This window comes from Moritella sp. F3 (assembly GCF_015082335.1).
In the GTDB taxonomy this organism is placed as follows: domain Bacteria; phylum Pseudomonadota; class Gammaproteobacteria; order Enterobacterales; family Moritellaceae; genus Moritella.
Genome location: NZ_BLRL01000005.1, coordinates 37,806 through 63,489 on the forward strand (window position 1 = coordinate 37,806; position 25,684 = coordinate 63,489).

Annotated in this window: 21 protein-coding genes and 1 tRNA gene; 15 read left to right on the top strand and 7 right to left on the bottom strand. The window is 41.4% G+C overall.

Annotated features, from left to right (window positions below):
• The first annotated feature begins 174 nt into the window (after positions 1 to 174).
• From JFU56_RS10275 to JFU56_RS10295, 5 genes are all read left to right on the top strand, one after another.
• Positions 175 to 265 (top strand) — tRNA-Ser (locus tag JFU56_RS10275).
• A gap of 156 nt (positions 266 to 421) precedes the next feature.
• Positions 422 to 937 (top strand): TlpA disulfide reductase family protein, encoded by a 516-nt coding sequence (locus JFU56_RS10280; protein ID WP_198437199.1) that lies wholly within the window; start codon positions 422 to 424, stop codon positions 935 to 937.
• An 88-nt stretch (positions 938 to 1,025) separates the two neighbouring features.
• On the top strand, positions 1,026 to 1,238 hold the full coding sequence (locus JFU56_RS10285; RefSeq protein ID WP_198437200.1) for a DUF4266 domain-containing protein: 213 nt from the start codon (positions 1,026 to 1,028) through the stop codon (positions 1,236 to 1,238).
• Positions 1,229 to 2,512 (top strand): DUF3570 domain-containing protein, encoded by a 1,284-nt coding sequence (locus JFU56_RS10290; protein WP_198437201.1) that lies wholly within the window; start codon positions 1,229 to 1,231, stop codon positions 2,510 to 2,512. The genes JFU56_RS10285 and JFU56_RS10290 overlap by 10 nt, the downstream gene beginning before the upstream one ends.
• A 53-nt stretch (positions 2,513 to 2,565) precedes the next feature.
• Positions 2,566 to 3,465 carry an FAD:protein FMN transferase gene (locus JFU56_RS10295; RefSeq protein ID WP_198437202.1) on the top strand — a complete coding sequence of 300 codons (900 nt, stop codon included), beginning with the start codon at positions 2,566 to 2,568 and terminating at the stop codon, positions 3,463 to 3,465.
• A gap of 64 nt (positions 3,466 to 3,529) precedes the next feature.
• On the opposite strand, the gene JFU56_RS10300 is transcribed toward JFU56_RS10295, so the two are convergent.
• Positions 3,530 to 4,483 carry a D-2-hydroxyacid dehydrogenase gene (locus JFU56_RS10300; protein ID WP_198437203.1) on the bottom strand — a complete coding sequence of 318 codons (954 nt, stop codon included), beginning with the start codon at positions 4,481 to 4,483 and terminating at the stop codon, positions 3,530 to 3,532.
• A gap of 246 nt (positions 4,484 to 4,729) precedes the next feature.
• Here JFU56_RS10300 and trpS point away from each other — a divergent pair, with 246 nt between their 5' ends.
• The 3 genes from trpS to JFU56_RS10315 all read left to right on the top strand — a co-directional run bounded on the left by trpS (position 4,730) and on the right by JFU56_RS10315 (position 6,960).
• Complete coding sequence (gene trpS / locus JFU56_RS10305; protein ID WP_198437204.1) at positions 4,730 to 5,806, top strand: tryptophan--tRNA ligase; 1,077 nt, start codon at positions 4,730 to 4,732, stop codon at positions 5,804 to 5,806.
• A 13-nt stretch (positions 5,807 to 5,819) separates the two neighbouring features.
• Positions 5,820 to 6,131 carry a cupin domain-containing protein gene (locus tag JFU56_RS10310; protein WP_198437205.1) on the top strand — a complete coding sequence of 104 codons (312 nt, stop codon included), beginning with the start codon at positions 5,820 to 5,822 and terminating at the stop codon, positions 6,129 to 6,131.
• Between the two features lie 370 nt (positions 6,132 to 6,501).
• Positions 6,502 to 6,960: a GNAT family N-acetyltransferase gene (locus JFU56_RS10315; protein ID WP_198437206.1), complete on the top strand. Its 459-nt coding sequence runs from the start codon at positions 6,502 to 6,504 to the stop codon at positions 6,958 to 6,960.
• A 28-nt stretch (positions 6,961 to 6,988) separates the two neighbouring features.
• On the opposite strand, the gene JFU56_RS10320 is transcribed toward JFU56_RS10315, so the two are convergent.
• Both JFU56_RS10320 and JFU56_RS10325 read right to left on the bottom strand, forming a co-directional pair.
• Entirely contained in the window at positions 6,989 to 7,660 is a 672-nt protein-coding gene (locus JFU56_RS10320; RefSeq protein WP_198437207.1) for a LysE family translocator, read from the bottom strand.
• An 87-nt stretch (positions 7,661 to 7,747) separates the two neighbouring features.
• A complete protein-coding gene (locus tag JFU56_RS10325; RefSeq protein ID WP_198437208.1) occupies positions 7,748 to 8,590 on the bottom strand; it encodes an AraC family transcriptional regulator in 843 nt (280 codons plus the stop codon).
• Between the two features lie 368 nt (positions 8,591 to 8,958).
• Between JFU56_RS10325 and JFU56_RS10330 the strand changes: the two genes are divergently transcribed.
• Positions 8,959 to 10,245: an HAAAP family serine/threonine permease gene (locus tag JFU56_RS10330; protein ID WP_198437209.1), complete on the top strand. Its 1,287-nt coding sequence runs from the start codon at positions 8,959 to 8,961 to the stop codon at positions 10,243 to 10,245.
• Between the two features lie 111 nt (positions 10,246 to 10,356).
• Here the strand turns inward: JFU56_RS10330 and queC are convergent, their stop codons facing one another.
• On the bottom strand, positions 10,357 to 11,085 hold the full coding sequence (gene queC / locus JFU56_RS10335) for a 7-cyano-7-deazaguanine synthase QueC (protein ID WP_198437210.1): 729 nt from the start codon (positions 11,083 to 11,085) through the stop codon (positions 10,357 to 10,359).
• A gap of 295 nt (positions 11,086 to 11,380) precedes the next feature.
• Between queC and JFU56_RS10340 the strand changes: the two genes are divergently transcribed.
• The 3 genes from JFU56_RS10340 to JFU56_RS10350 all read left to right on the top strand — a co-directional run bounded on the left by JFU56_RS10340 (position 11,381) and on the right by JFU56_RS10350 (position 13,198).
• On the top strand, positions 11,381 to 11,995 hold the full coding sequence (locus tag JFU56_RS10340) for a tetratricopeptide repeat protein (protein ID WP_198437211.1): 615 nt from the start codon (positions 11,381 to 11,383) through the stop codon (positions 11,993 to 11,995).
• Between the two features lie 85 nt (positions 11,996 to 12,080).
• Positions 12,081 to 12,275 carry a DUF4250 domain-containing protein gene (locus tag JFU56_RS10345; protein WP_198437212.1) on the top strand — a complete coding sequence of 65 codons (195 nt, stop codon included), beginning with the start codon at positions 12,081 to 12,083 and terminating at the stop codon, positions 12,273 to 12,275.
• Between the two features lie 146 nt (positions 12,276 to 12,421).
• On the top strand, positions 12,422 to 13,198 hold the full coding sequence (locus JFU56_RS10350; RefSeq protein WP_198437213.1) for a M48 family metallopeptidase: 777 nt from the start codon (positions 12,422 to 12,424) through the stop codon (positions 13,196 to 13,198).
• A gap of 126 nt (positions 13,199 to 13,324) precedes the next feature.
• Here the strand turns inward: JFU56_RS10350 and JFU56_RS10355 are convergent, their stop codons facing one another.
• The 3 genes from JFU56_RS10355 to JFU56_RS10365 form a co-directional block, all read right to left on the bottom strand.
• Positions 13,325 to 14,680 (bottom strand): DUF1214 domain-containing protein, encoded by a 1,356-nt coding sequence (locus JFU56_RS10355; protein ID WP_198437214.1) that lies wholly within the window; start codon positions 14,678 to 14,680, stop codon positions 13,325 to 13,327.
• Positions 14,681 to 14,850: 170 nt separating this feature from the next.
• A complete protein-coding gene (locus tag JFU56_RS10360; RefSeq protein ID WP_198437215.1) occupies positions 14,851 to 16,248 on the bottom strand; it encodes a BamA/TamA family outer membrane protein in 1,398 nt (465 codons plus the stop codon).
• 118 nt (positions 16,249 to 16,366) lie between these two features.
• Entirely contained in the window at positions 16,367 to 17,119 is a 753-nt protein-coding gene (locus tag JFU56_RS10365) for an MBL fold metallo-hydrolase (protein WP_198437216.1), read from the bottom strand.
• A 449-nt stretch (positions 17,120 to 17,568) separates the two neighbouring features.
• Between JFU56_RS10365 and JFU56_RS23195 the strand changes: the two genes are divergently transcribed.
• From JFU56_RS23195 to JFU56_RS10380, 3 genes are all read left to right on the top strand, one after another.
• Complete coding sequence (locus JFU56_RS23195) at positions 17,569 to 20,181, top strand: cytochrome c peroxidase (RefSeq protein WP_198437217.1); 2,613 nt, start codon at positions 17,569 to 17,571, stop codon at positions 20,179 to 20,181.
• Between the two features lie 337 nt (positions 20,182 to 20,518).
• Positions 20,519 to 21,769 (top strand): exonuclease subunit SbcD, encoded by a 1,251-nt coding sequence (sbcD, locus tag JFU56_RS10375; RefSeq protein WP_198437218.1) that lies wholly within the window; start codon positions 20,519 to 20,521, stop codon positions 21,767 to 21,769.
• Positions 21,769 to 25,440, top strand: a complete 3,672-nt coding sequence (locus tag JFU56_RS10380; RefSeq protein ID WP_198437219.1) for an AAA family ATPase — start codon at positions 21,769 to 21,771, stop codon at positions 25,438 to 25,440. Before sbcD ends, JFU56_RS10380 begins: the two co-directional genes overlap by 1 nt.
• Positions 25,441 to 25,684: the final 244 nt, after the last annotated feature.

Consider the following 25,684-nt stretch of genomic DNA (forward strand, 5'->3'; position numbering starts at 1 on the left):
ATTACGCCTGGGTTAGGATTTATTCGGGATGTATTCTTGATCAAGAAATGGCATTATTTTTGTTGTAAGTTTATTTTTGAACGATATTTAAACGTAAAATGAGCAGTGTAATAGTTATTATGAATAAAGCTTTACAACTTCAAGAGGTTGCTCTAATATTCGCTCCATTGCTGCGGAGGGGTGGCAGAGTGGCCGAATGCACTGGTCTTGAAAACCAGCAGGGGTTAATAGCTCCTCGAGAGTTCAAATCTCTCCTCCTCCGCCATCCATTCAAGAGAACGCTAATTGATTACTATTTATAGTAACTGGTTAGCGTTTTTTTATATCTGTTTTTCACATAATCAACATTTTTTTCACTAATCCTCAGTTAACTTCACTATTATAGCCAGACATCTATTCAGCCTATTTGAGAATTCAGTTTATGAATCAATCTATCTGTTACCGTCTTCGCGACTTTTTTATTGCTACTTCTATTATTATCAGTGTTGTTTTTTCAACCGCGGTATTTGCTGAAAATAATGCAAAGCTTGCTCCTGATTTTTCATTACCCGGTGTTAATAATAGCCAAATAAACCTTGCTGATTATCGCGGTAAAGTTGTGCTGGTCGATTTCTGGGCCTCGTGGTGTACGCCGTGTATTCGTTCGTTCCCGTGGATGGATGAAATGGTTGAAAAATATGGCGAACAAGGTTTTGAAATTATCGCCATTAATATGGATCAAGAAGCAATTCTCGCGAAGAAGTTCTTAACACGCTATCCAAATAAACTGACTATCGCCTTTGACCCACAAGGCGTTGTCGCGGAGCAGTATGAAGTCATGGGTTTACCGAATTCGTTTATACTTAATAAACAAGGTGAAATTGTGTATAAGCACGTTGGTTTTAGATTATCCGAATTAGACAAATACGAAGCAGAGATCTTATCGTTATTACCGTAATGATGTGCAGGTAGAACAGAGTTGATAGAAGTAAGTGAGTGGAAACAACTTATATAAGTAATAGTTTATTTAATGTTTGGAGCGGCTTATGAGACGGATTTTATTATTAGCCTGTATGTTGAGTTTAACTGCGTGTTCATCACTCGGGGTCAAACCTTGGGAGCGTGACTTGCTGGCTAAACCGGAAATGCAGCTTGCAGAAAACCCAATGGAAATGGGATTTGACGACCATACTTATTTTAGTAAAGAAGGTTCTAGTGGCGGCGGTAGTTTTGCTGGTGGAGGTTGTGGATGCAACTAAAGTGTAAGAGCAAAACCTTTGCTAACATTTCGCTGACCCTTGCCGCAGCGACATGCGCGCTGGTGGCTCCTGCCATGGCCGAACTATCTACCCCTGAAGTCTCTGAGATTGATAGCTGGGATGTTGATCTGGGGTTACTTATTTATGCCGAAAGTGACGACCAAGTGCAAGCTTATGAAGGTGCACTTTCTGTTACTAAGCAAATTGATGACGAACGTAGTATCAATGTTAAAGGTGTGATTGATGTGCTTACTGGCGCCTCACCCAACGGCGCAGTGGCTCAAAATAGAGCGCAAACCTTCACCCGGCCTTCTGGTAATGGAACCTACACTACGGCTGCAGGTGATACGCCGCTTGATGATACCTTTAAAGATACTCGCGTTGCCCTCAGTTCTCAATATCAACAACAACTCAACCGCCAGTGGCTTTATTCTGGAGGTGCAAACGTGTCTAAAGAATATGATTACCTTGCGCTATCGATTAACAGTGCGCTGGCACGTGATTTTAATAATCGTAATACCACCGCTTCTGTCGGCTTTTCTTATGCATACGATACCATTGAGCCAGAAGGTGGTATTCCTAATCCAGGAGCGCCTGTCGATGATCCTGATAATCGTTTAGAGGACAGTGAGACGAAGCAAACTTTAGATCTGCTGTTGGGGTTAACGCAAGTGATTAACCGGCAGACGCTAATGCAATTAAACTATTCGATTAGTGATGTTAGCGGTTATCAAACCGACCCGTTTAAAATATTGTCAGTGATTGATAGCGACGGTTGGGCAAATGATTATGTCTATGAAAACCGCCCAGATCAGCGCACCAAGCAAAGCCTGTTTTGGCGTACCAAATATAACCTGCAACCGTCTGGGCAAGTATTAGATGTCAGTTATCGTTATTTTTGGGATGATTGGGGGATGGCCTCGCATACCATCGATAGTAAATGGCGTATGTCGCTGGCGAACAGCCACTTTATTGAACCGCATATTCGTTATTATAATCAACAAGCAGCAGACTTCTATCGGGTTTATCTTGATGACGGTCAACCTATACCAGAATACATGACTGCGGATTATCGCTTGGGTGAACTGCAAACCTATACTATTGGCTTGAAGTATGGCTTTCCGGTTGCAGGTAATGAGTTTAGCGTGCGACTGGAATATTACTTAACGCAAGTATCGGGTGATGAATCATTAGCGAAAGGCGTGGGTATGACGGGGGTTGATCTCTATCCTGATAAAAGTGCCATCATGCTACAGAGTTTCTATCGCTTCTAGTAGCGCTTCTAACATCGTTCTAAGTATCGTCAGAGTGTAAGAGGGATAGTAGTTTGGGTAAAGCTTATAACTTAACGCGACAAGTCGATCACTGGCTCGGTGAATTTGTGGTCATGGCGAGCACCTGTCAGATATTATTGGATGATGTGGATGCCGCGCAAGCGAATCGTCTTGTTGCGCTCGCCTATACAGAAGCAAAACGCATTGAAGTTAAATACAGTCGTTTTCGTGATGGCAATATTATTGCTAGTCTTAATCATGCTAAGGGTAGGACTGTACAGCTTGATGATGAAACGGTAAAACTGATTAATTTAGCTGATTTATGTTTTCGATTGAGTGATGGTTTATTTGATATCAGTGCTGGGGCGCTGGGTAAGTTGTGGCATTTTAAGCAACAAACAACGCTGCCAAGTGACGTCGATATTAACGCCTTATTACCCCATATCGGTTGGCAACAAGTGCAATGGCAAGCCCCGCTATTAACCTTGCCTGCAGGCATGCAAGTTGACCTTGGTGGTATTGGCAAAGAATACGCTGTTGATAAGGTTGCGCTGTTATTAGAAAATGAAATGCGATTGCAACAAATCGACAGTGCATTTTTGGTTAACTTTGGTGGTGACATTTACGCTAATCGATTACGTCGTAATGGGGTAGCCTGGCAAGTGGCTATTGAAGATCCGCAACATCTTGGTAAAAGTAAACTGATGGTTAGCTTAGGCAAAGGTGGTTTAGCGAGTAGTGGTAACAGCCAGCGCTTTATTGATGTTGACGGTCAGCGTTATAGCCACATCTTAAACCCTCAAACAGGCTATCCGGTTGCTGATGGACCTGCTCAAGTCACTGTGTATGCACAAAACTGCGTACAAGCGGGGATGCTGGCAACCATCGCGCTATTACAAGGTGAATTCGCTGAAGACTTCTTGAAAGCGCAAGATTGCCGTTACTGGTTATAGCTCAATGCCAATGAGATTATTTATAACAAGGCTATTTATCACAAGACTACTTATAACTAGAAAGTTAAACTTGGTTTTGTGGTATACCTGCCACGAACTGTTCGATATTATTGATTAACTGATCTACCAAGGTTTGAATCGCTGAGTCAGACCCCCAAGCGACATGTGGCGTTAAGATCAGGTTCGGTAAATGAGCGTTCGCAATTAGTGGATTGCTGCCATCCGCAGGCTCTTGAGTAAATACATCAACACCTGCGCCAGCGATTTGCTGAGTAAGTAATGCATCGACTAACGCGACCTCATCAACCAGACCACCACGTCCTGCGTTAATTAACACACTAGTACTCTTCATCTGCTTAAATTCGTCACTGCTGATGATATTGTGCGTTTGCTCTGCAAGTGGGCAATGTAGTGTCAGTACATCCGCTTGTGCTAAGACTGATTCAAACAGAGTGTAGCCTTCACGACATTTATTCGCCCCTTTACGCTCAGCAAAAAGTACCGTCATGCCGAGTGCTTTGGCTAATGTTGCCACTGCATTACCTAGACTACCTTTGCCAATAATACCTATCGTAGATCCCGCAATATCAGAAATAGGATGGCTAAAGAAACAGAACTGTTTTTGCTGCTGCCAAACACCGGCTTGAATATCTTGATGGTAACCCACTAGATTTCGTTTTAGCGCAAACATCATGGCTAATACATGCTCTGGCACGGAATTAGTCGCATAGCCTTGAATATTACTCACTGTGATGTTGTGCTGACGACAATAATCCAAATCAATATTATTGGTGCCGGTCGCCGCTACCGCGATCATTTTTAACTGTGGGCACTGGCTTAATCGTTGCGCATCTAAAATTACTTTGTTAGTAATTACAATGCTGGCATCTTGCAGGCGCTCAATCACTTGCTCTGGCGTTGTTGCCGCATATTCTCGCCACTGATAATCAATATTAGGTTGGGGGATAGTAATATGTTCTGGGATCGTAGAGCGGTCGAGAAAGACGATAGTTTCCATGCAAGCAAGTCCAATTTGATAGTTAATGGTTAAGGTTCAAAGTAGATTGAAATACTGCTTGCGCTAATTTCCGCAGGCTGATACTTTTAATTAATGAAATTAAAACCTATTTTTGCACTTATCACAACATCTTGGTGGCACTCTCTTCTATAAGAGCGGTGTTGAATACTTTTGTTCACAGATCGCCGGATGGCTACTGATGAATAAAGTATGTATGTCTCCGGTAATCTATCTTGGAGATATACAATGGAAAATAACCTATCATTACACTTAGACCAAACGTCTAATTTAAATCAAGCATCTCATTCAAACCAAAAAGCTGATATTAAAGAAAAAATTCTCACTGGCGATCGCGCTACTGGCTCTTTGCATCTCGGGCACTATGTTGGTTCCTTACAACAGCGGGTTAAATTACAGCATCAATATGAGCAAACGATATTAGTTGCTGATATGCAGGGGCTCACTGATAATGGCCATAATCCACAAAAAGTCGCGTCAAATATTTTAAATGTTGTCGCTGACTATCTTGCTGTCGGTATTGACCCATTAAAAACCACCATCTGTTTACAGTCTGGCATTCCTGCATTGGCTGAGCTCACCATGTATTATTCAAATCTAGTGTCTATTGCCCGTTTAGAGCGTAATCCGACGGTTAAAACTGAAATCAACAGTAAATCATTTGGCCGATCTATTCCTGCTGGTTTCTTAACGTACCCGATAAGTCAGGCTGCTGACATCACCGCATTTAAAGCCACGTTAGTGCCAGTGGGTGAAGATCAATTACCTGTGCTTGAGCAGACTAATGAAATAGTAAGAAAGCTAAATAACATAGCCCAACAAGAAATTTTAGTTGAGTGTAAACCTTTGTTAAGCAAAGTTTCACGTTTACCAAGTGTTGATGGTAAAAGTAAAATGTCTAAATCTATGGGTAATACCATTATGCTCAGTTCGAGTGAAAAAGAGATCACTAAAGCGGTTAAAGCCATGTATACAGATTCAAATCATTTACGCGTGAGCGATCCGGGACAAGTGGAAGGTAACGTGGTATTTACATATTTAGATGCATTTCATCAAGATCAAGAGTATGTTGCTAATTTGAAAGAACAATATTCAGCTGGTGGTTTAGGTGATGGCACTGTTAAGAAGGTTCTCGAAGAGTGCTTACAGGATTTATTAAAACCAATCCGTCAATGTAGAGAAGAGTTTGTCGCTGATAAAGCACAGCTCATTTCCATTTTGAAAGCTGGAACAGAACGTTCTCAAGATGAATCTAATGATGTATTACGGCAGGTGAAAAATGCCTTCGGTTTAAATTTATTTTAAAAGGATTATTAAAGTGAATAATATTTTTGATGCGATACCAAAGGATCTTAGCAATGAAGTATTTGAAGATTTGGTTAGTAGTAACAAGGTTAAAATAGAACGGATTATTTCAAAAGGGCACACATCACCGGATGTTGGTTGGTACGAGCAAGAACAAAGCGAGTGGGTGATTGTTATTGCTGGTAGCGCGATTATTGGCTTTGATGACAAACCTGCTGTGACGTTAAAAGCGGGTGATTACCTGAACATTCCCGCACACCAAAAACACAAAGTTGCGTGGACGGAGCCTGATATAGAAACTGTTTGGTTGGCTGTGCATTATTGACTATATGGAACGTGTTTAAACACTGTATTGGTTTCTATCCAAGTCAGATCCGAAACCATCTGGATGTTATCCCTTGCTGCCCTGTGACATTGGTATTTCCTTGTGAGGAAAAACACTTCGACGTTGACTCTATTATTTCTGGATTATCACCTCTAACGCAAGTTCACTGTATTAAAACTAGCTATTATCATGGCTTTATGAATTCATTATCAGAGAATTATGCATTTTCAGGGGCAACATTTTTTAATGATAAAATGAGCAATAGCCATGAATTGCATAATGTGAATTTACTTCGTTAAACTATTGATGCTAAATTGTTTATTACCTTATTATTCATGAAGTGTAGGGAATACTATAAATGGGAGTTGAAATGGAAATTCGAATTGATGATTTAACAGGTAAAGAAGTAGCGTTGTTATTACAAGAGCATCATGAAGACATGCTTGAACATACACCTGCTGAAAGTGTACATGCGCTGGATATTAGCGGACTGCAAGCGCCAGATGTGACATTTTGGAGCGCATGGATAGAGGGTGAACTTGCAGGCTGTGGCGCGATCAAAGTGATTGAAGCTGGGCATGCTGAGCTAAAATCAATGCGCACATCGAGTACGCATTTACGACAAGGGGTGGCTCAGCGGTTACTGACGTATATTTTAGCTGCGGCCAAAGACCAAGGCATAGCAACCATAAGCTTAGAAACGGGCACGCCAGATTCATTCATACCAGCTCAAAAGCTGTATCGAGACTTTGGTTTTAAGGAGTGCGCGCCGTTTGCTAACTACAGCGAAGATCCGTACAGCTTATATATGACGAAAAAAATCGATTGAGTATCTGCACGACTTAATCATAGCGTTACTAAATCGTACTCTCACTTAACACCATCACGCCTTCAAGTAAATTGTACATGATCGCACTTGATACTGTCATAAACAGTAAGCCGGTAACTAAGTTGATTGCTGGCGCTGCTTTTTGTACGCGTGTTTGTACCGTTGGCTTTGATAAAATTAACGCGATAAATACAAACCAAATTAGTGATAATACTAGCATGATAACGGTTGCGACCAACTTCGTCATAAAGCTCACATCAGGCGTGATCATGGCCGAAAATAAGATGATGAAAAACACCATACATTTCGGATTTAATAAGTTAGTCCAAAGCCCTTGCATGAAACCTTGTGTTGGCGTTAATTTATTTAATTTTAGTTGATTATCATCGACAGATACTTTTGATTTCCAATGCTGCAGTGCCCCTTTTACAGCCCCAAAGCCCATCCATGCTAAGTAACTTGCACCTACCATTTGCACTATGATGTACAAGGTTTGTGAACTCTTAATAATCAAACTCACGCCAGTTAAGCTTAAAATAGTATGAATTAAAATAGCAATCGAAATACCAATTGCAGAGGCAATCGCGGTGTTGCGTGATTCTTGGCTAGCTAGTTTTACAACTAATGCAAAGTCTGGCCCTGGGCTCGCTAAAGCAACAGCGTGAATAATAGCGAGAGATAAAAGCAGTTCGATGTTCATTGATAAACCTTAATATAGTAATTATGCCACTATATTAAGGTGTAAAGAAAAGGCATTATAGGAAAAAATTGCAGGGAAAGGTTAAATCTACAGCACACGACGCTGAAAGTGAGATGGGGTGATTAGGTAGGCATTTTTGAATGCTTTATTAAAATGGCTTTGATCAAAAAAACCAACTTGATAGGCGACATCAGATAGGTTTCCGCCTTTCATTAACGCTTTCTTGGCATACTCTAAACGAACTCTTTTCAAATAAGCGTGAGGTGTCATGCCCATTGATTGTTTGAATTGACGTAAAAACTGAAATTTACTGAGATCTAGGTTTTGTGCTAATTCGTCCAATTGAAATGATTGACTTGGTTCATCATGAAACAAGGTTCTGATGTAGTTTAATTGCTGGGTAGAAAGCTTTTTTGCCGAGGTGTATTGTGGTACTGGCATTCCTCCATTATGGATAAATAGCTCGGTGATAAAAGCCATCATAGTGGTTTCAATCTGCAGTTTGGCACTCGCTGTTTGCTCTGTCGTTAACAGCTGGTGTAAATGCAAAAATGCATTCGATAGTGCCACATTATTAACTAAAGGAGCGTTAAAAAAGGTTTCTGATTGATTCATTTCATGGCTAATATCATTAACATAATCAACAGGTAATGCCATTACATGTGATTGATAACCGCCAAGGGTGATGTTATCGCCGTTATGCGCTTCATCTGGATTCAAAGTTGAGATAAAACCGGGCGCAAGGTGATACACCTTACCTTGGTGGCTATATTGCTGGCAACCGCTGGTAACAATACCAATATGGTAATCAAGATGCACATGGCGCTCGAAAGAAAATTTTTCAACATTCGCCGAGCTTAATTCGATATTAGGCAGGATAGGGTTGTGCCAATATTCAATTTGCTCTATTTTTTTTCCATCGGCACTCATCTACACGCTCATATTTTTAGATATACGGTCTTCATTCGCATGGACTAAGCCATTAATGCCTTATGTTAACAGCTACTGGCCAATTGATTATAGTAAATAATTGCACTGTTTCCGGGGATTATTCTCTCAACAGTGACATATCATTTTCACTATTCTGATGTTATTTCATAACCGTATGTGTACTTGTACCTACAAAGTTGTAAGTTTGATGTGACGTATGTTGTATTATAGTTAACGATACTTTACATCGATATAAAGACTATGTATTGTCCATGATACTGATTTTCAAGCTTTAGGTAGTTAAGGTATCTGAATTGCCGCTGTTAATCAGGTAAATGCACTGCATTCTACATCTTAAGGATTAATACGTGTTAAATACTAAAAGTAGTCAATCTCATTCTCAACCTGAATCTAATTCATCTTCTTATTCTAGCTCGGCGTCTTCTAGTTGGAACTCGCATGATACCAAATGGACGCTCAGTTTATTTGGTACAGCTGTAGGGGCCGGTATACTGTTTTTACCAATCAATATTGGTGCTGGTGGATTTTGGCCACTTATTATCATGGCTTTACTCGCGGGGCCGATGACCTTTTTAGCACACAGAGGTTTATCTCGATTTGTACTTTCTTCTAAGCATCCTGAAGCTGATTTTACTGATGTGGTTGAAGAGCATTTTGGTCCTAATGCTGGTCGCATTATCTCTGTGCTTTATTTTCTATCTATTTATCCTATTTTACTTATTTATGGTGTTGGCTTAACCAATACAGTAGATAGTTTTATTGTTAATCAGCTTGGTTTTGGCTCTCCTTCACGTGTGTTGCTATCCGGTATATTGGTTGCTGGTATGATCGGCGTGATGATGGGAGGAGAAAAGTTAGTGCTTAAAGCGTTTGAGATCATCGTGTATCCATTGGTGCTTATTCTTGCTGGCTTATCAATCTACATGATCCAAGATTGGCAGGTGCCTGACGTATCAATGACAACTGATATGGCTGAGTTTTCGCGTACATTATGGTTTGCCGTGCCTGTTACTGTATTTGCGTTCAGCCATGCCGCCGCTATTTCTAGTTTTACGACGGCACAAAAGCGTCATTATGGTAAACGAGCAGGAAAGAAGTCAGAACAGATCCTCAAGCGTACTTCTATCATGCTTATTTCGTTTGTAGTATTTTTTGTTTTTTCTTGTGTGTTCAGCTTAACGCCAGCGCAGTTGCTAGAAGCTAAAATACAAAACATATCGGTTTTATCGTATCTTGCAAATGTGAAAGATAATGCCTTGATTGCTTCTTTAGGTCCTTTAATCGCTTTTATTGCTATTACATCGTCATTCTTTGGGCATTTCTTAGGTGCGCGAGAAGGGTTAAATGGTCTGATTCGTAAACAAGTAAACATGACGCCAGCAGCGACGAATAAGCTGACTATTTTTATATTGTTTACCAGTATCTGGGCTGTTTCGGTGATGAACCCAAGTATTTTAAATATGATGGAAATGTTCTCGGGGCCAGTTATTGCGATGATTTTGTTTGTGATGCCAATGTATGCGATACATAAAGTCGAAGCTTTGGCTCAATATAGTGGTGCGTTAAGTAATATCTTCGTGACGACGATGGGGTTGATTGCAATCTCAGCGTTAATATTCAACGTGTTCTTATAAGTATGGCGGAATAACAAAAGAAGGGACGGTTAGTTTCTTGAAGAGGACTCAATTGCATATGTGTAAATGACACAGGCAATTGAGTCTTAGCTACTTTATTACTACAAGCTATTATGACGTAGCTTGAATACTAGCTAAACGCGGTAATTTGCCTTTTAATGCTGTGATATGCAATGTCTTGTTAGACAGATAATCAGTCAAACCATTGTTACGTAATAAACACGCAGGGCAATCGCCACAACCTTTACCGACAACACCATTATAGCAAGTCAGTGATTGGTGAGTGACAAAATCAAGTTCATCATGCAAGTCTGCAAGTGCCCATGTTTCTGCTTTGTTTAGCCACATTAATGGTGTTTCAAATTTAAACTCTTTCGCCATGCCTAGATTACAAGCTTGGTTAATTGACTTAATAAATTCATCTCGGCAATCAGGATAACCAGAAAAATCTGTTTCACATACACCAGTGATCACTGTATTAGCGCCCACTTGATAAGCATAGATACTGGCTAACGTCATGAACAAGATATTACGGCCTGGGACAAATGAATTTGGTAAACCATTATCCATAAGTTCATGAGAAACCGCGATATCGTCACGTGTTAACGAGCTAATCGCTAATTCACCAAGCAGATCAACATTAATGATTTTATGATTTTTAACACCGAAATAAGCAGCTGTTTTTTTCGCTACTTCGATTTCTTGGCTATGGCGCTGGCCATAATCAAAGGTAATACAGTCTACGCTGTCATAGCGTTGTAGCGCATCGACTAAACAGGTAGTGCTATCCTGGCCGCCACTGAATACTAATACGGCTTTGTTTGCTGTCTGCTGTGACATTTGTTGTCCTTTTATCTATCTTATGTAAGGCTTTAATAAGGCGATAATAACATAAGAATGTTTAAACAAGGTTAAATCGGTTGTTTAAATCGCTTAAACAATTGTCTGCGAGTGGTTAAAAAACAACGTTGCAATCGCAACTATGCAGGAGGTATTTGTTTCGGTAGAATGTAATAACTGCTGTATATAAACATAGGTGTATTACATAGTCGTTATATGTAAGTTCATCCGTATAGCTGTTAATTCTATCAGTCGGCTTTGCTGACTTTTTGTTTTTTTATTGGTAAGCATAAGCATGTCAAATAATAGTGAAAACGCGCAATTAAAACCACAAGACCGTGGTTTACAGATCATCTCAGAAGCAGAGAAGGGGAGCCCTTTTTCTCAACTTGCTGCTGCGGATATGTGCCATGCGCGAGGCCATTTTGATGACGCTTTTTATTGGTATAGCATCGCTGTTCGTTCATTTACCAGCAACCCGACTGCATACTCAGCTGAAGTCATTAAGTACGAAGTATCTGCCGCAGAATGTAATCTTGCAGGCATGTTCTTTAATGGCTTAGGTACAGACACTGATAAAATTCAAGCATTTAAACTGTATGCCGAGGCCGCGCGTAAGCGTTATGTTAAAGCACAAGTACAATTAGGTATGATGTATGTGTACGCCGAAGGTATTCAGCAGCATTACGGTTTAGGCTATGCTTGGCTCAACGCGGCACAACTTAATGGCGAAGATCGTAAAGATATTAAAAAAGTACTGAAGATGATCGAAACTAAAATGGATCGTAAAGCGTTGGATAACGCGCGTAAAATGTCAGAGCAATGGATTGATGAAGCTATTTTAGAAAAACTTGTACAGCGTAAGAAGACCCGTTTTTCTTTCATCAGTAACTGGTTTAAAAAATCGTAAGCAATTAATTATCTCGTCTTAGCTGTGAAATTATCTCCATTCTTCTAAACTTAAATTATCTGTAAATGATTAATAGGTGATGAAGATGGATTTAAGTAATTTTGAACAAATGGATACTGCGATCTTACTCAGTATTGTTAACGAAAAATTGCGTTTAGAATGCCCTGATTTACATGATCTTTCTGCAAGTTATGACATGCCCACCGAAGCCCTAGCGGATAAACTCGATACCTTAGGTTATCATTACGACACAAAAACTAATCAGTTTAAAAGCTTTTAGCGCTGAGCTTATCGTTTGCATTTTACTATTGCTAAAACCCTCCTTATACTGGCATTTGACTATTAATTCACAACAGTTAAATAACAATAGTTAAAAAATAAGAATCAAATAATAAGAATAAAAACAACAGCCAATATGGAGGGCGCATGTTTAAGAAAATCTTACCTTTAGCCGTATTATCATCTTTAATTGTTGGGTGCACAGCATCGCCAACAGGCCGCAATCAAGTATTATTGTATTCATCTGGCGACATGAGACAGCTGGGGGCGCAATCATTCGATCAAATCAAACAGCAAGAAAAAATCAACACAGATCCTAAGCTGAATAATTACGTGCAGTGTATCGCTGATACACTCACGCACTATGTGGATCAATCGACAGACTGGGAAGTGATTGTGTTTGATAGCCCGCAAGTGAATGCTTTCGCATTGCCGGGCGGTCACATTGGCGTGTATACCGGATTACTAAAAGTAGCTAAAACACCATCTCAATTGGCTGCGGTAATGGGTCATGAGATCGTACACGTAACGGCAAACCACAGTAATGAACGTTTATCACAATCTAAGATCACAGGCCTTGGTTTGCAAGTGACAGACTACGCCTTACAAGATCAAGCTTATAAAGACACGGCGATGCAAGCGTTAGGCTTAGGTATTCAATATGGTATCGCATTACCGTATGGCCGGACTCAAGAGTCGGAAGCGGATATTGTTGGCTTAGAGTTAATGGCGAAAGCGGGCTTTGATCCACAAGAAAGTGTGGCGTTATGGCAGAATATGGCGGCGGCATCAGGCGGGAATCAACCACCGGAGTTACTATCAACGCATCCATCACATGATACCCGTATTAAAGATTTACGTAAGGCTATCGCTAAGTTACCAGCAGAGTATCGCCAACCAAGAGAACTGAGCTGCACGTACTAGCTGCGGTTAATTAACGGCTGTAATCAAAATTGCTAATAAAAAGGGCGCTCACCGACTGACTAAATGCAGTTAAATGAATGCCCTTTTTGTATTTTAACGCTACTTTATCTCTAATCTATGTGAGTATTACCATGTTTGATAACGTTTCGCAGCATGTTGCTGGCGCTGTATTAATTGTTGTTTACGTTGCTTGGCAGTAAACATAGGAATGTCGGCAGGTAAATGCTGACGTAGCTCACTGAGTTTCACAACGGTTGTTTCTGGTGTTGTCGACGTAATTAATTTGTCATCAACGCCGCTTTGAATACGTAACATCAATACACCTGTTGGCGTGCTGCTGGTATCAACCCAATCTTGGATCTCAGGATCTTTTGGGGATGCCACGATGTAATAGTAACCATCAGTACTCTTGTAAGCTTGAGCTTGTCCATTAAGTCCCCAAGAAACACTGCTTTGTGTATTTACCCAGTCTGGTGATGCTGCCCAATAGTTCATGGTATGTAGACCATTATAGTCAGATTCAATCTCAGGTAGTTTAATGATCAGTGCTTCATCTTCTTGCAGATCATAATGACCGAGGCTGTTATATTGCCCGAGAATACCGATATCACCTGTTGGACGGAATGCAATCAAGGTGTTTTTAGGTAACCATGAAATTTTATCAGCAAAATCAGGCCAGAATGTCCCCTGGCGTCTTATCATTGATGTTGCGTTGTTGATACGTTCTGTTAATGCAGCTGCGCTGTAAGGTTTACTCGCGACACCTTCGCTACTAAGGCGTTTAATGGTAATGGTACCCGCTGATTCGGTATTCCAATTGGCGTGAGTATGACGAGAAATAACAATTAAATCTTGTTGTTGCTGTGGTAATTTCATCCAGTTTCCCGGTACTTTATTTTTACTTAGGGTAACGCTAAAATTACCGTCAGCATCAAATATCATGTGGTTATCATCAAGTACTGACACGGCACCTTGCGGGTTCGCGGCTTCAAATAACTCTAATAAGAAATCAGCTGTTGTGCCACGGTTACCTGTGATGATATAGACATTTTCACCGTCTTTATTACTTACATTGGCGGCGCGGTAATAAGTATCTGGATTATCAATACCAATGCGTTTACCGGGATCAAGTAGGTTACGGAAATGAGGGTAGCTACCATCACCACCTGAGATTGCACCACTCATCGCAGCATTGGTTATTGCAGATAAGAGTTCATAGGCTTCAATACGATGCTGTGGATCACGCTGGTAAATGCTGCTGTTACGGAACTGTTGCTCTACATCACCAAGGGTCGTGTAAAATTCAGCCCAAGCTTGTTCGAGCGCTTGCTGCTCGGCTACTTCACTTTGTGATGGGCTATCGGCTGTATTAGCACATGCAGTCAGTAGCCCTGCGAGTAATAAACAGCTAACCATTTTGGTCTTTCGACGGCTAATCAAATTAGCTAGCATTGTTTTTAATGGCATTGTGTTGAATAACATAGGGTAAATGATCCTATTTTTCACTTAAGAAATATAATTATTATTTACTACAGTCCTGTTTCCATACAGTATTTCGCTATAGTGATATGTGTTATAGGGTGCAAACATTAGTACAACAAGCTATCAAATGTTCAGATTGATAGCTGTACATACAGTGTATTAGCACAGTATTAAAAAGCTTCTGTGAAATTAAAGTAGAAACCGTTACCAAACTCACTCATGCCTAAATCTAAGCGAATGTTCATTTTTGGTTGGATTTGATAACGATAACCAACACCGTAACTGACGAACAGATCGTTAGATAGTTTGTCGATGCTCTCGCCCACACCACCAATACCTGACCATAACGTCATGCCGTGATTAGACGGTAATCCATTCGTGCGGCTAAAGGTATGACGCCATTCAACTGTTGTTTCAAAGGCTGTTTTATCAATAAATTGACCTTTGAAAATCCCACGCATAGAATTGGCACCACCTAGCGTGGCAAGATCATAAAAAGGCACATCGCCTTTGGTTGCTTGGAACTGGGTAAAGCTAGCAATTGTATTGGTTGGGTTAAAGCTGTAATAAGATCGGAACTCGAAATTAGCTTTGTAATAGTCACTGTCAGAACCAATTTTTTCATTAAAGTTTAAATAATTGGCTTTAAAATAAAGACCTTCTTTGGCATTCACAGCAAAATCACGTGAATCATATTCAAGCACTAAACCTAGACCCAATGTAAACGGCTTGTCGGCATAATCCTGAAAATCTTGGTCTGCTAAGATGTAATCTGATTGCTCTGTTGCTTTTACGTAGTTCATTTCAGCGTTGGCACCAAAGTACCAGTCGCCAAAGAAACGATAAGCAAGACTACCGATATATTCACCACGATTAGCGTCATACGTGGTGTCTTCCCCCATTTCTACTGTCGAGCCCTTGTCATAACCAACACCAAAGTATTGTGACGATTGCTGACCAAAGTTGACGACACCTTCGTACTTAGCATTATTATGATTAAAGAAGATGTTTTGTTTTGATTGAAAACCATAACCCATGCTGCCGTTGCTCGGGAAGTTGACCATCATAAACCCGGTGATGCTTGAACGTTGTAAATCAATGTCGTTACGGTCTGTGGTGAAAGAATACAAACCACCACCGGCCAATAAAGCACCTTGTTCAGGCGTATAAGCTGGACCACCTAATAGACTAAACATGCTATCGCCATTCTTTTCACGTAATGGTTTGATGGCGTAATCAAGATCTTCAGCGTATTGGCTCAATACCGCTTTCTCTTCGCTGTCTTCCGCATGGACGGCTAAGTTACTGGCATAAGTCTGGGCGTCATTATAGTTCGCAATAATCTGCTGCACGTCATCTTCAGATTGATAACGGGGCAGCTCTGCATACAAAGTGGGTAATTGGGTTCGCTTGGCGGCAAGCAAGGTATCTGGCGATTGCGTGGTTAATCGCATTTTAATTTCACTGGCGGCTTGGCTTATCTCTTCAGGTGCAGGAGTTGGACTTGTCGCACAACCTATAACGGAAGTGATAGAAAGTAATAATATCGTTGGATTATGCAATTTCATAATAAGACCACTAAGAATTTTAGAGTGGCGATAATAATGCCTAGATAGGGTTCAACATATATTGTTTATGATAAAAAATCGCTAAACGAAATATTTTAAAAACCTTTATTGTTTGGTGTCAGTTTTTATATCGATTTCGTTTCATAAGCTTATTTTTAATTACATTTACAACAGTAAGTGGGTGATTAGTGCTCTTGTCAATTAATCGTTGAATCTCTTCAGGGCTTATTTCGGTATAGCCATCGTGGGCCATTAAAATTTGAGTGATGTTGAGTTGTAATAATTTGTTTAATGATTGCTTGTAAGCATCGGGCTGATAAATAGGGAAGGGCGAGGTAAATTTATTACGCAGTTTTAAAATCATATCACCGATATACATCTGCTGTGTTGGCTGGTGTAAAAACGATAAGTCACGGTCGGTATGACCTGGTGTGAAATGCACAATCCACTCATCAAACCCTGGCACAGGTGTTTCATCGTGTAAAATAATATCAGTTTTAAGGTAAGGAGAATAATAGATATTCTGAATTTTTTTCCCTTTGCGACGTGCCACATATAGTGCCAACATGATATCTATACTATGAGCGACACGACCTTTGAAACCTTGATACCACTGCTTTTCAAAACCTACCGATGCAATACTACAACCAAATTGTTTACGTAATAAGTGGGCGCCGCCAGCATGATCAGGATGCATATGCGATATCAACACCAGTTTTAAGTCGTTGATGTCACGTTGCAGCGTGTCTGTAATGAAGGCTTTTATGACAGGTACATCACATCGACAACCACCATCAAGTAGCAACAACTTATCTGGGTATTCGACTAACAAAATAGTTTGAATATAACCTTCGATATGGTGTATCTGCATGAATAAACATTCCTCTAAATTCGACTTTACACAGTGTTGCGCAAATGCCCTAGATGTTATAGCTATGATACTTCAAATGTTAACCTTGTGGTGCTTAATTGTTTTTAATGTTAAACCGTATAGACGTTAACTCTGTGTAATGCGATAAAATAAAAATAAAATAAATAATTTGGCGGGAATACGATATTACACGAATTAATACTACATTTAACTTTTTTGTATTCAATGAGTAATCACCATATTTTCATTAATTCTTGAGATATTTATTACATTTTTGATTGGTGTCGCGGCCATTTTATACATTTGGGGACTGAGCTTAATTAAATTATTTGAGCTAAATTAACTAATTGGAATGGGGTTTCATCGCTGTTGATGTTTAATTCACTTCCGTAATAACAATAATATCCAATTTTATATTTGGAATCATGAAGTATGCAACGGGGTGAAATATGAAAAAACGATCGATATTTGCCAAATTTGTCACTGTCCCATTAACGATGATTAGTTTTATTTTTCTAATCGCTGGGACTTCAGTGAGTGCCGGAGTCCTGGAAGAGTTTCTTGTGGGGTTAGAAGAGCAAGACATTGAAAAACAGGATCTACATAATAAACACCAAACTCAGAGTGCTGACTTGAGGCAACAACTTGAGGAAGTGAGAAATACACCGCCAGTGGATAACGCTGAAGTAGATGCCTTACGTCAGCAGATTAAAGCATTAGGCAAAGAACAGAAGGCCGAAAAGCGTTTGTTAGCAGCTTTGCATAAGCGTGATAAGAGCAAACTTCAACTTGATATTCGTCGAGCTAAAGGTGCAGTTGAAGCACCTGAACCAGATCATGAATTCAACGCTCTGCTTGAGCTAGTTGATGGGGTTGAATTAGTGGATGCTGATGGTGCTCCCGTCGGTGGTGAAGTGGGTATTGCAACATTTGGTAATAGATACGATATTGAAGTTGTCATTGCTGGTATTACCTCCGCGCAAGAAGTTGAAACGATAGAGCTTCAAAATTGCACCACAGGCGAGTCATTTTTGAGTTTGGATTTGTCAGCGCGAAAATTACTGGGTGAAGTAGTCACTGGACCTGAAATTCCGCCACAACCAGTACATTTCATTGTTGGACCGCCTGAACCGCTACCGGAACTAAGTTTACTTAAATTTAACCTTCGACTTAAAGATGCAATGTTGACGGCATTAATCGATGAAAATTTATGCGCGCCAGTGGTATTCACTTCTCATGAGGTATCACATCCTGATGGCGTACTGACAGGTAGCTTTATCGATCACCTTCGTTTTGAAGCTCTAGAATATCTCCTAGACCCTTCATTTTTACCTGAACCTGTAATCGTGGATCGTGATTTTGTGGTGCAAGGTTCGCTTTCCGATCTTGTTGTCGCTGATAATAAAGCCCTTGAACAACTGGGTAAAGCCTTATTCTGGGACGTACAAGTAAGCTCAGACAATAAAGTGGCTTGTGGTAGTTGCCATAGTTTAGCTGGCGCCGATTGGCGAACAAAAAATCAATTTACAGAAGGTCCGGGTAATTTACTGGCGACACTTTCAAGCTTTCCACTACCGAGTGGCTCGGTGTTAGGGTCCCAAGGGGTCATCGATGAAGAGTTTGTTGAAATAACGCTGGGTGATAGGGATGCGTGTATAAATCCACAAAGTGACTTCAGACAGAGAACTGGTAGACAAGCACCAACAGTCATTAATTCCGCGTTTAACGTGTTCCAGTTCTGGGATGGCCGTGCGCATAGACTCTTTAATGGCGAGAATCCATTTGGACCTGCAGATACCGACGCAGGTGTTTATAAAGCAGTGGGCGGTGTTAACGGTTCGATTGTAAAAGACACTGACTTTTTGGTTGATATATCAGCTTTAGCGTCGCAGGCTACTGGCCCTGCTACAAGTCATGTTGAAATGGCATGCGGCCCGAATGACAGTATTCGTTTCTTCCCCGGTATTGCTGCTAAATTGTTTGACGGTGCTGTAATGCCGTTAGGGTTACAAGGTGTGCATGCAGATGATAGTTTACTTGCTGAATTTGCCAACACAACAGGCACTAACAAAGGACTTACAGTTAATTATCAGACTCTAATCATGGAAGCTTTCCAAGAACAATATTGGAATAGTGTCGACACAGTGTCGTTGGATGATCCGAAAAAAGGTTATGCAGAGGATTACAGTCTGATGGAAGCTAATTTTTCCTTCATATTCGGTATCGCAGTACAGGCTTACGAGCGAACACTACTTTCGGAAGACAGTAAGTTTGATCAATTTGCCCGTGGTGAAGTTGATTTGACCGAGAATGAAAAAGAAGGCTTCAGTCGCTTCCTTAGCGGCGGGACTAGCTGTAACGAATGCCATGATGGACCATTGTTTACTACAGCGACGCTGCAATTTCAGTTAGCAGAGCCTGTCGAAGCGATGCGATTAGCCAACTCTCAAGGGATGGGACTTTATGACTCAGGGTTCTATAATGTTGGTGTTACCGCAACAGACGAAGACTTAGGACGAGGACGAGAAGATCTGCCATTTGGGCTCATTTCATTGTCAGCACAATCAAATAATGGAGACGATTCACAGTGGCCTCATTTACCACTTCTTTCGGCTAGTGAAGCGAAAGCACAAGTTAAAGGTCATATGAAAGTACCTACCTTACGTAATATCGAGTTAACAGCACCATACTTCCATAACGGTAAATATTTGACGCTGGAAGATGTTGTGGCTTTCTATTCGCGTGGTGGTGATTTCCCTGGTAATGAAGATTTAGATCCTGCTATTAGGCCTATTGGTCAACTATTAGGAAAACCTGGTCGACAAGGGAAAATAGCAGCGTGGATGCGAACGTTAACGGATGAACGTATTCTTCGTCGAGCCGCTCCTTTTGATCAACCTGAGATAGTTGTTCCCCATGGTCACTCAGACTATGGCAGTGGATATGTCGATGATATGGTTACGTTAGAAGCAACTGGGGCAAGTGGTACGACTCCTCCGCTCTTCGAGACTTTCTTCCAAAGAATCGGTGGAACAGTACCTGATATCATCGAAGATGAGTAAGACTAAAAGCGTGAAGAGGAATCACTAGCAGGTAAAGCTGGTGATTTACTCGTACCAGAGTGAATGCATATGTTTTCACTATAAATGTGCGTCAGCTTATAGATAGAAAGTACCGATAAGCTGACGTTATAGACATATAAGGAAAATTAACTAAGTTGGTTTTTCAGGTATACATAATCTGTTGAATGATATGCCTGAAAGCCACTTTCTTTCAATCGGATAAGTTGTACCCCATCAGCCGATTTATTGATAATTTAAGTGTTAACCCCTGCACCTAGAAGTCGTTTGGGTATACACTAGCGATAGCTTACCTTTATCGCTAGGACCCCCACGTTTCATGAAAATATTGCATACCTCAGATTGGCACCTTGGCCAGCATTTCATTACTAAAAGTCGTGCTAACGAACACAGTTGTTTTATGACTTGGTTACTTGAACAAGTAGAGCAGCACCAAGTGGATGCGGTTATTGTCGCGGGTGATATTTTTGATACGGGCACGCCGCCTAGTTATGCACGTGAGCTATATAACAGCTTTGTTGTAGCGATGAGCAAGGTGAACTGTCAGTTAATTATACTCGCGGGGAATCATGATTCAGTCGCAACGCTGAATGAATCCAAACAATTATTATCACAACTGAATACCCAAGTTATTTCGAGTGTCTCGCTCGATTTAGATCAGCAAGTATTGGAACTTAAAAATCGCCAAGGTCAACTGGGGGCATTGTTGTGTGCAGTACCGTTTGTACGCCCTCGTGATGTTATGCAAAGTGAAGCATGGCAGTCAGGCACAGAAAAGCAGCAGCGTTTAGGCGCAGCGATTACTGGGCATTACGCTAGTTTGTATCAATTGGCTGAAAAAAAACGTGAGCAATGTATTGAAGAGCACGGATCGCCAGTGCCGATTATCGCTACCGGACATTTAACTGCACTCGGTGTTTCGGTGACAGAATCAGTGCGTGATATTTACATTGGTACGCTCGAAGCATTCCCTGCCAACCAATTTCCTGCCGCAGACTATATTGCTCTTGGTCATATTCATCGCGCGCAAAAAGTCGCTAAATCAGAACATATCCGTTACAGCGGCTCGCCAATCCCATTAAGCTTTGATGAAGTGAAGCAGCAAAAGAGTGTTAACTTAGTGAGCTTTACTGACGGAAAATTTGACTCCGTTACTGAGCTAGCTATCCCGCGCTTTCAACCTATGCAGGCGATTAAAGGTAATTTGGAAAGTATTGAAATGCAATTAGCCGATTTCAAAGCCCACACTGACCCATTACCACTATGGTTAAGCATTGAAGTGCAAGAGCAGGACTACCTTACGGATTTACAAACCCGTATTGAAATCATGACCACAGACCTGCCAGTGGAAGTATTACAAGTGCGCCGCGCACGTAAAGACAGAGAGCAGCATTTACATAGCGAAGTGAAAGAAACCTTATCAGAACTGTCAGTGAATGATGTATTTGAGCGCTGTTTGCAGGGAATTGAGTTTTCCACTGATGCAGAAATTGCGCGTAAATCACGTATCGAATTAGCCTTTAAACAGATTGTCGAGCAAGTCGAGCATGCAACGCTGGAGGACAAATAATGAAAATCAAACGTCTTTCCTTTAAAAATATTAACTCGTTAAAAGGCGAGTGGCAGCTTAACTTCGATCAAGAACCCTTTTTAAGTAATGGCTTGTTTGCGATCACAGGGCCAACAGGTGCGGGTAAAACCACTATTCTTGATGCGATTTGTTTGGCTTTATATCACGAGACTCCGCGTCTAGCGATATCGAAATCTCAAAATGAAATCATGACCCGTAACACGGCTGAATGCGCCGCCGAAGTTGAATTTGAAGTACAAGGTAAAGGTTACCGTGCTAGCTGGAGCCAGCGCCGTGCTAAAAATAGTGCACAGGGTAATTTACAAGAAATGAAAGTGGAACTGGCTGAGGTAGTGTCGGGTGACATTCTTGCTAGCCAAGTTAAATTGAAAAAACAGCTGGTGGCGGAAATCACGGGGTTAGATTTTTCGCGTTTCCGTAAATCTATGCTGCTGTCGCAAGGTGAATTTGCAGCGTTTTTGAATGCACCAGCCAATGATCGCGCTGAATTATTAGAAGAACTGACTGGCACTGAGATTTACGGCCAGATCTCACAAGCGGTATTTGAAAGCCACAATGTTGCGAAAGCAGAATTAGATAAACTCCGTGCCAAAGCCGATGGCGTGAACTTATTGAATGACGAGCAACGCAGTGAGATAGCCGCGGAACAAACTCAAGTTAGTCAGCAGGTAACAGCATTAAGCAAGCAGCAAACAGATCTACAGCAACAAAAGCAATGGCGTGAGCAGCTCGAACAAGCACTACAAGGTGTTAGCCAAGCACAAAGCAGTTTAACCACTGCAGAGCAGGACACTACAGCGCAACAACTTGAGTTAGATAAGCTCGAAAAAGCCGAACCAGCTGAGGCGTTACGTCTGCCGTTTACGCATTTAACCCAAGCTAACAGTAAGCTTGTGGAATTAGATAAGCAACAACAGACATTGCAGCTATCTGTGACATCAGCGCAAAGTGCCGTGGCAGCTAATCAAGACCAAAGCAAAGTCACTCAAGCAGAATTAGATGATGCTAAGCAGCAAAGCCAAGCGCAAGAAACTTTAATCAATGACCAAATAATTCCATTGGATAATGATTGCGCCCAACTAAGTAAAGAATTGCAACAATGCCAGTCGTTACAGTTGCAACAGAATAGCGAACAGCAAACGACACAGCTGCAATTGGCTAAGTTAACGCAAACTGCGCAGCAAGCCCAAAAAACGGTTAATGACTGTCAGGCTTATCAACAGCAGCACAGCAAAGATGCTGAGCTGAGTACACGTCTACCGTTGTGGCAAAGTCAGATCCAGCAATGTAATCAACAGCAACAAAGCTTAACGGCATTAAACCAGCAAATGGCTGACAACCAAGCGCTTGTAAAGCAAAGCCAAGCATCGCAACAACAATTATCTACGTCTATTACGGCAAATTCTGAGCGTCAGCAGTCGGTCAACGATGGGGTTATTCAGGCACAACAGCAAGTGACTCACTTGTTAGCGGGTGATGAGTTAGCTGCGCTTGAGAATGTGTTTAGCCAGCAATCACGCGCGCAAAGTATTGTTGAGCAGTTGTCTGGTTTACAACAGCGTTATATTAGCGAGTCGCAAGAGTTTGAAGCTAACAAGGCTAACATTAATACATTACAGCAGCAGCTTGCTAGCGTTAACGTTGAGATCGCAGCAAAACGCGACCTGTTTAAAGCCAAAAAGCAAGAATTCAACGATGTTCAGCGTTTATTAGAACAAGAACAAAAGATTGCCAGCTTAGAACAATTACGCAGCCAACTTAAAGCGGGGCAAGCGTGTCAGTTATGTGGTTCGACAGAACACCCACTGATCGTCGAATACCAACACATTAGCGAGTCGCCAACTGCGCAGCGTAAAGCGCAATTAGAGCTAGCGTTAAAGCAAATTGAAACCGAGGGAGGGGATCTTAAAAGTCAGCTGCAAGTTACAAACACTAAGCTAGATAACCTCAACAATCGTAATGCGACCTTACAACCGCAGTTAGATGCGTTTATTGCGCAATGGCAAACATACAATCAGCAGCTTAATGCCAATCTTGTTATTACCGATAACACGAGTACGCAAGCATTTGTGCAGCAGCAAGCACTGCAATTAGAGCAATTGTCACAACGCATCCAGGGTTTAAAAGCCGCGACAGTGCTATTACAGCAAGCGCAGCAAGCTTTGGTTGAATTTGATAAAAACAGTGCTCAACTGCAACATCAAATTGAGCTAGTGAACCGTGACTTACAAGCAGCCCAAGACACTGAGAAAAAGCTAATAAGGGAAACACAGCAACAAGGGCAGGTACTAAGCGAATTACAGCAAGCATTAGCCAATAGCGTGACTGAGTTAGGTTTATCGTTGCCGGAATGGAGCCAACTCGACAGTTGGTTAGCACAATGCCACCAAGCAACGCAAACATGGACACAGCAAGCGCAGCTATTGCAGACTGCAAGCGAACAGTTCCTTACTGCAGACAGCCAGTTAACGCCGTTACGTGAACAGCAAGTGAAGTTGGATGCTGTTATTGCTCAAACCCTGAACTCGTTAACTAGCTTGTCGGCGAGTTTGGCAGATAAACAACAGCAACGTCAGAATTTATTTGGTCAACGTAGTGTGGCAGATGCAAGACAGGCTATGCAGCTATTGTTAAATAGTGCCGAACAAGCGCAACAAGAAATTACAGCGCAAGCGACCGCATTGTCGAATCAGTTACACGCGCTGCAAGGTGAGTTAACCACGTTACAGCAAGGTTTAGCACAGCAACAGCAAGAGTCAGTGGATTGCTTAGGAGTATGGCAGCAGGCGCTAGCCGCGAGTCCATTCACCACTGATGTTGAGTTTAACCAAGCGTTATTACCTGCAGACGAAAAGCAGCGATTATTGACGCTTAAGTCGCAACTGACGGCTAACTTAACCCGTTGTCAGGCATTATACGAACAAGCGAATGAACGCTTATTAACATTGCAACAAGCGCAAGTTACGGAACTTGAATTAGCGACGATTATTGGGCAGTTAGATGCGATGACAGTCGAGCTTAATCAAGCTTTACAGCGTCAAGGTGAGTTGAAACAGCGCCTTGCTGATGATGCCGCACGTAGTGCCGATTTGGCTGATTTCTATCAGCAGATTAAAGATTGTGAAGCTGATTATGATGACAAAGCTTATTTGCAAAGTTTGATTGGCTCGAAAGACGGCAGTAAGTTCCGTCGCTTTGCGCAGGGCTTAACGCTGGATCATTTGGTCACTTTAGCTAATCAACAATTAGACCGTTTACACAGCCGTTATCAACTGCAGCGTAAATTGGCCTCTGGCTCTGAAGCATTGGCGCTGCAGGTTGTTGATACTTGGCTCGCCGATGCGGTACGTGATACCAAAACCTTATCAGGCGGCGAAAGCTTCTTGGTTAGCTTGGCATTAGCACTGGGCTTATCTGACTTAGTTAGCCACAAAACCAGCATTGATTCGTTATTCCTTGATGAAGGCTTCGGCACGCTGGATGCCGAGACATTAGACATCGCTTTGGATGCGCTGGATAACTTAAATGCATCAGGAAAAATGATTGGTGTAATTAGCCACGTTGAAGCATTAAAGGAACGTATTCCAGTGCAAGTGAAAGTGAATAAGGGCAGTGGCTTAGGGCTAAGCTCGTTTGAAGTCGTTAGCTAGTTTTAGCTTGTATCAGTAAGTTATAAATTGAATGGCGATAGGCTTGGTACTATCGCCATTTTTGTATTGAGACTGAAATTGTTTATGTAACATATTGTTATTATGGGTCTAGGTTGATAGTTTATAAGTGTATTACTTTGATCTAGAGGTAAAAGCAGTCACTTTGCTAAACGGTCATCAGTCTGGGTGTTAAATGGAACACAATGGCAATTGAAGTATCACCAAGGTACAGCTTGTGAGCCGT

Coding starts and splice junctions, on each gene's coding strand:
- JFU56_RS10350 (WP_198437213.1), top strand. CDS start 12,422: ATGTTTAAGAAAATCTTACCTTTAGCCGTATTATCATCTTTAATTGTT.
- JFU56_RS10345 (WP_198437212.1), top strand. CDS start 12,081: ATGGATTTAAGTAATTTTGAACAAATGGATACTGCGATCTTACTCAGT.
- JFU56_RS10365 (WP_198437216.1), bottom strand. CDS start 17,119: ATGCAGATACACCATATCGAAGGTTATATTCAAACTATTTTGTTAGTC.
- JFU56_RS10285 (WP_198437200.1), top strand. CDS start 1,026: ATGAGACGGATTTTATTATTAGCCTGTATGTTGAGTTTAACTGCGTGT.
- sbcD (WP_198437218.1), top strand. CDS start 20,519: ATGAAAATATTGCATACCTCAGATTGGCACCTTGGCCAGCATTTCATT.
- JFU56_RS10340 (WP_198437211.1), top strand. CDS start 11,381: ATGTCAAATAATAGTGAAAACGCGCAATTAAAACCACAAGACCGTGGT.
- JFU56_RS23195 (WP_198437217.1), top strand. CDS start 17,569: ATGAAAAAACGATCGATATTTGCCAAATTTGTCACTGTCCCATTAACG.
- JFU56_RS10355 (WP_198437214.1), bottom strand. CDS start 14,680: ATGTTATTCAACACAATGCCATTAAAAACAATGCTAGCTAATTTGATT.
- JFU56_RS10380 (WP_198437219.1), top strand. CDS start 21,769: ATGAAAATCAAACGTCTTTCCTTTAAAAATATTAACTCGTTAAAAGGC.
- trpS (WP_198437204.1), top strand. CDS start 4,730: ATGGAAAATAACCTATCATTACACTTAGACCAAACGTCTAATTTAAAT.
- JFU56_RS10290 (WP_198437201.1), top strand. CDS start 1,229: ATGCAACTAAAGTGTAAGAGCAAAACCTTTGCTAACATTTCGCTGACC.
- JFU56_RS10280 (WP_198437199.1), top strand. CDS start 422: ATGAATCAATCTATCTGTTACCGTCTTCGCGACTTTTTTATTGCTACT.
- JFU56_RS10320 (WP_198437207.1), bottom strand. CDS start 7,660: ATGAACATCGAACTGCTTTTATCTCTCGCTATTATTCACGCTGTTGCT.
- JFU56_RS10300 (WP_198437203.1), bottom strand. CDS start 4,483: ATGGAAACTATCGTCTTTCTCGACCGCTCTACGATCCCAGAACATATT.
- queC (WP_198437210.1), bottom strand. CDS start 11,085: ATGTCACAGCAGACAGCAAACAAAGCCGTATTAGTATTCAGTGGCGGC.
- JFU56_RS10325 (WP_198437208.1), bottom strand. CDS start 8,590: ATGAGTGCCGATGGAAAAAAAATAGAGCAAATTGAATATTGGCACAAC.
- JFU56_RS10360 (WP_198437215.1), bottom strand. CDS start 16,248: ATGAAATTGCATAATCCAACGATATTATTACTTTCTATCACTTCCGTT.
- JFU56_RS10315 (WP_198437206.1), top strand. CDS start 6,502: ATGGAAATTCGAATTGATGATTTAACAGGTAAAGAAGTAGCGTTGTTA.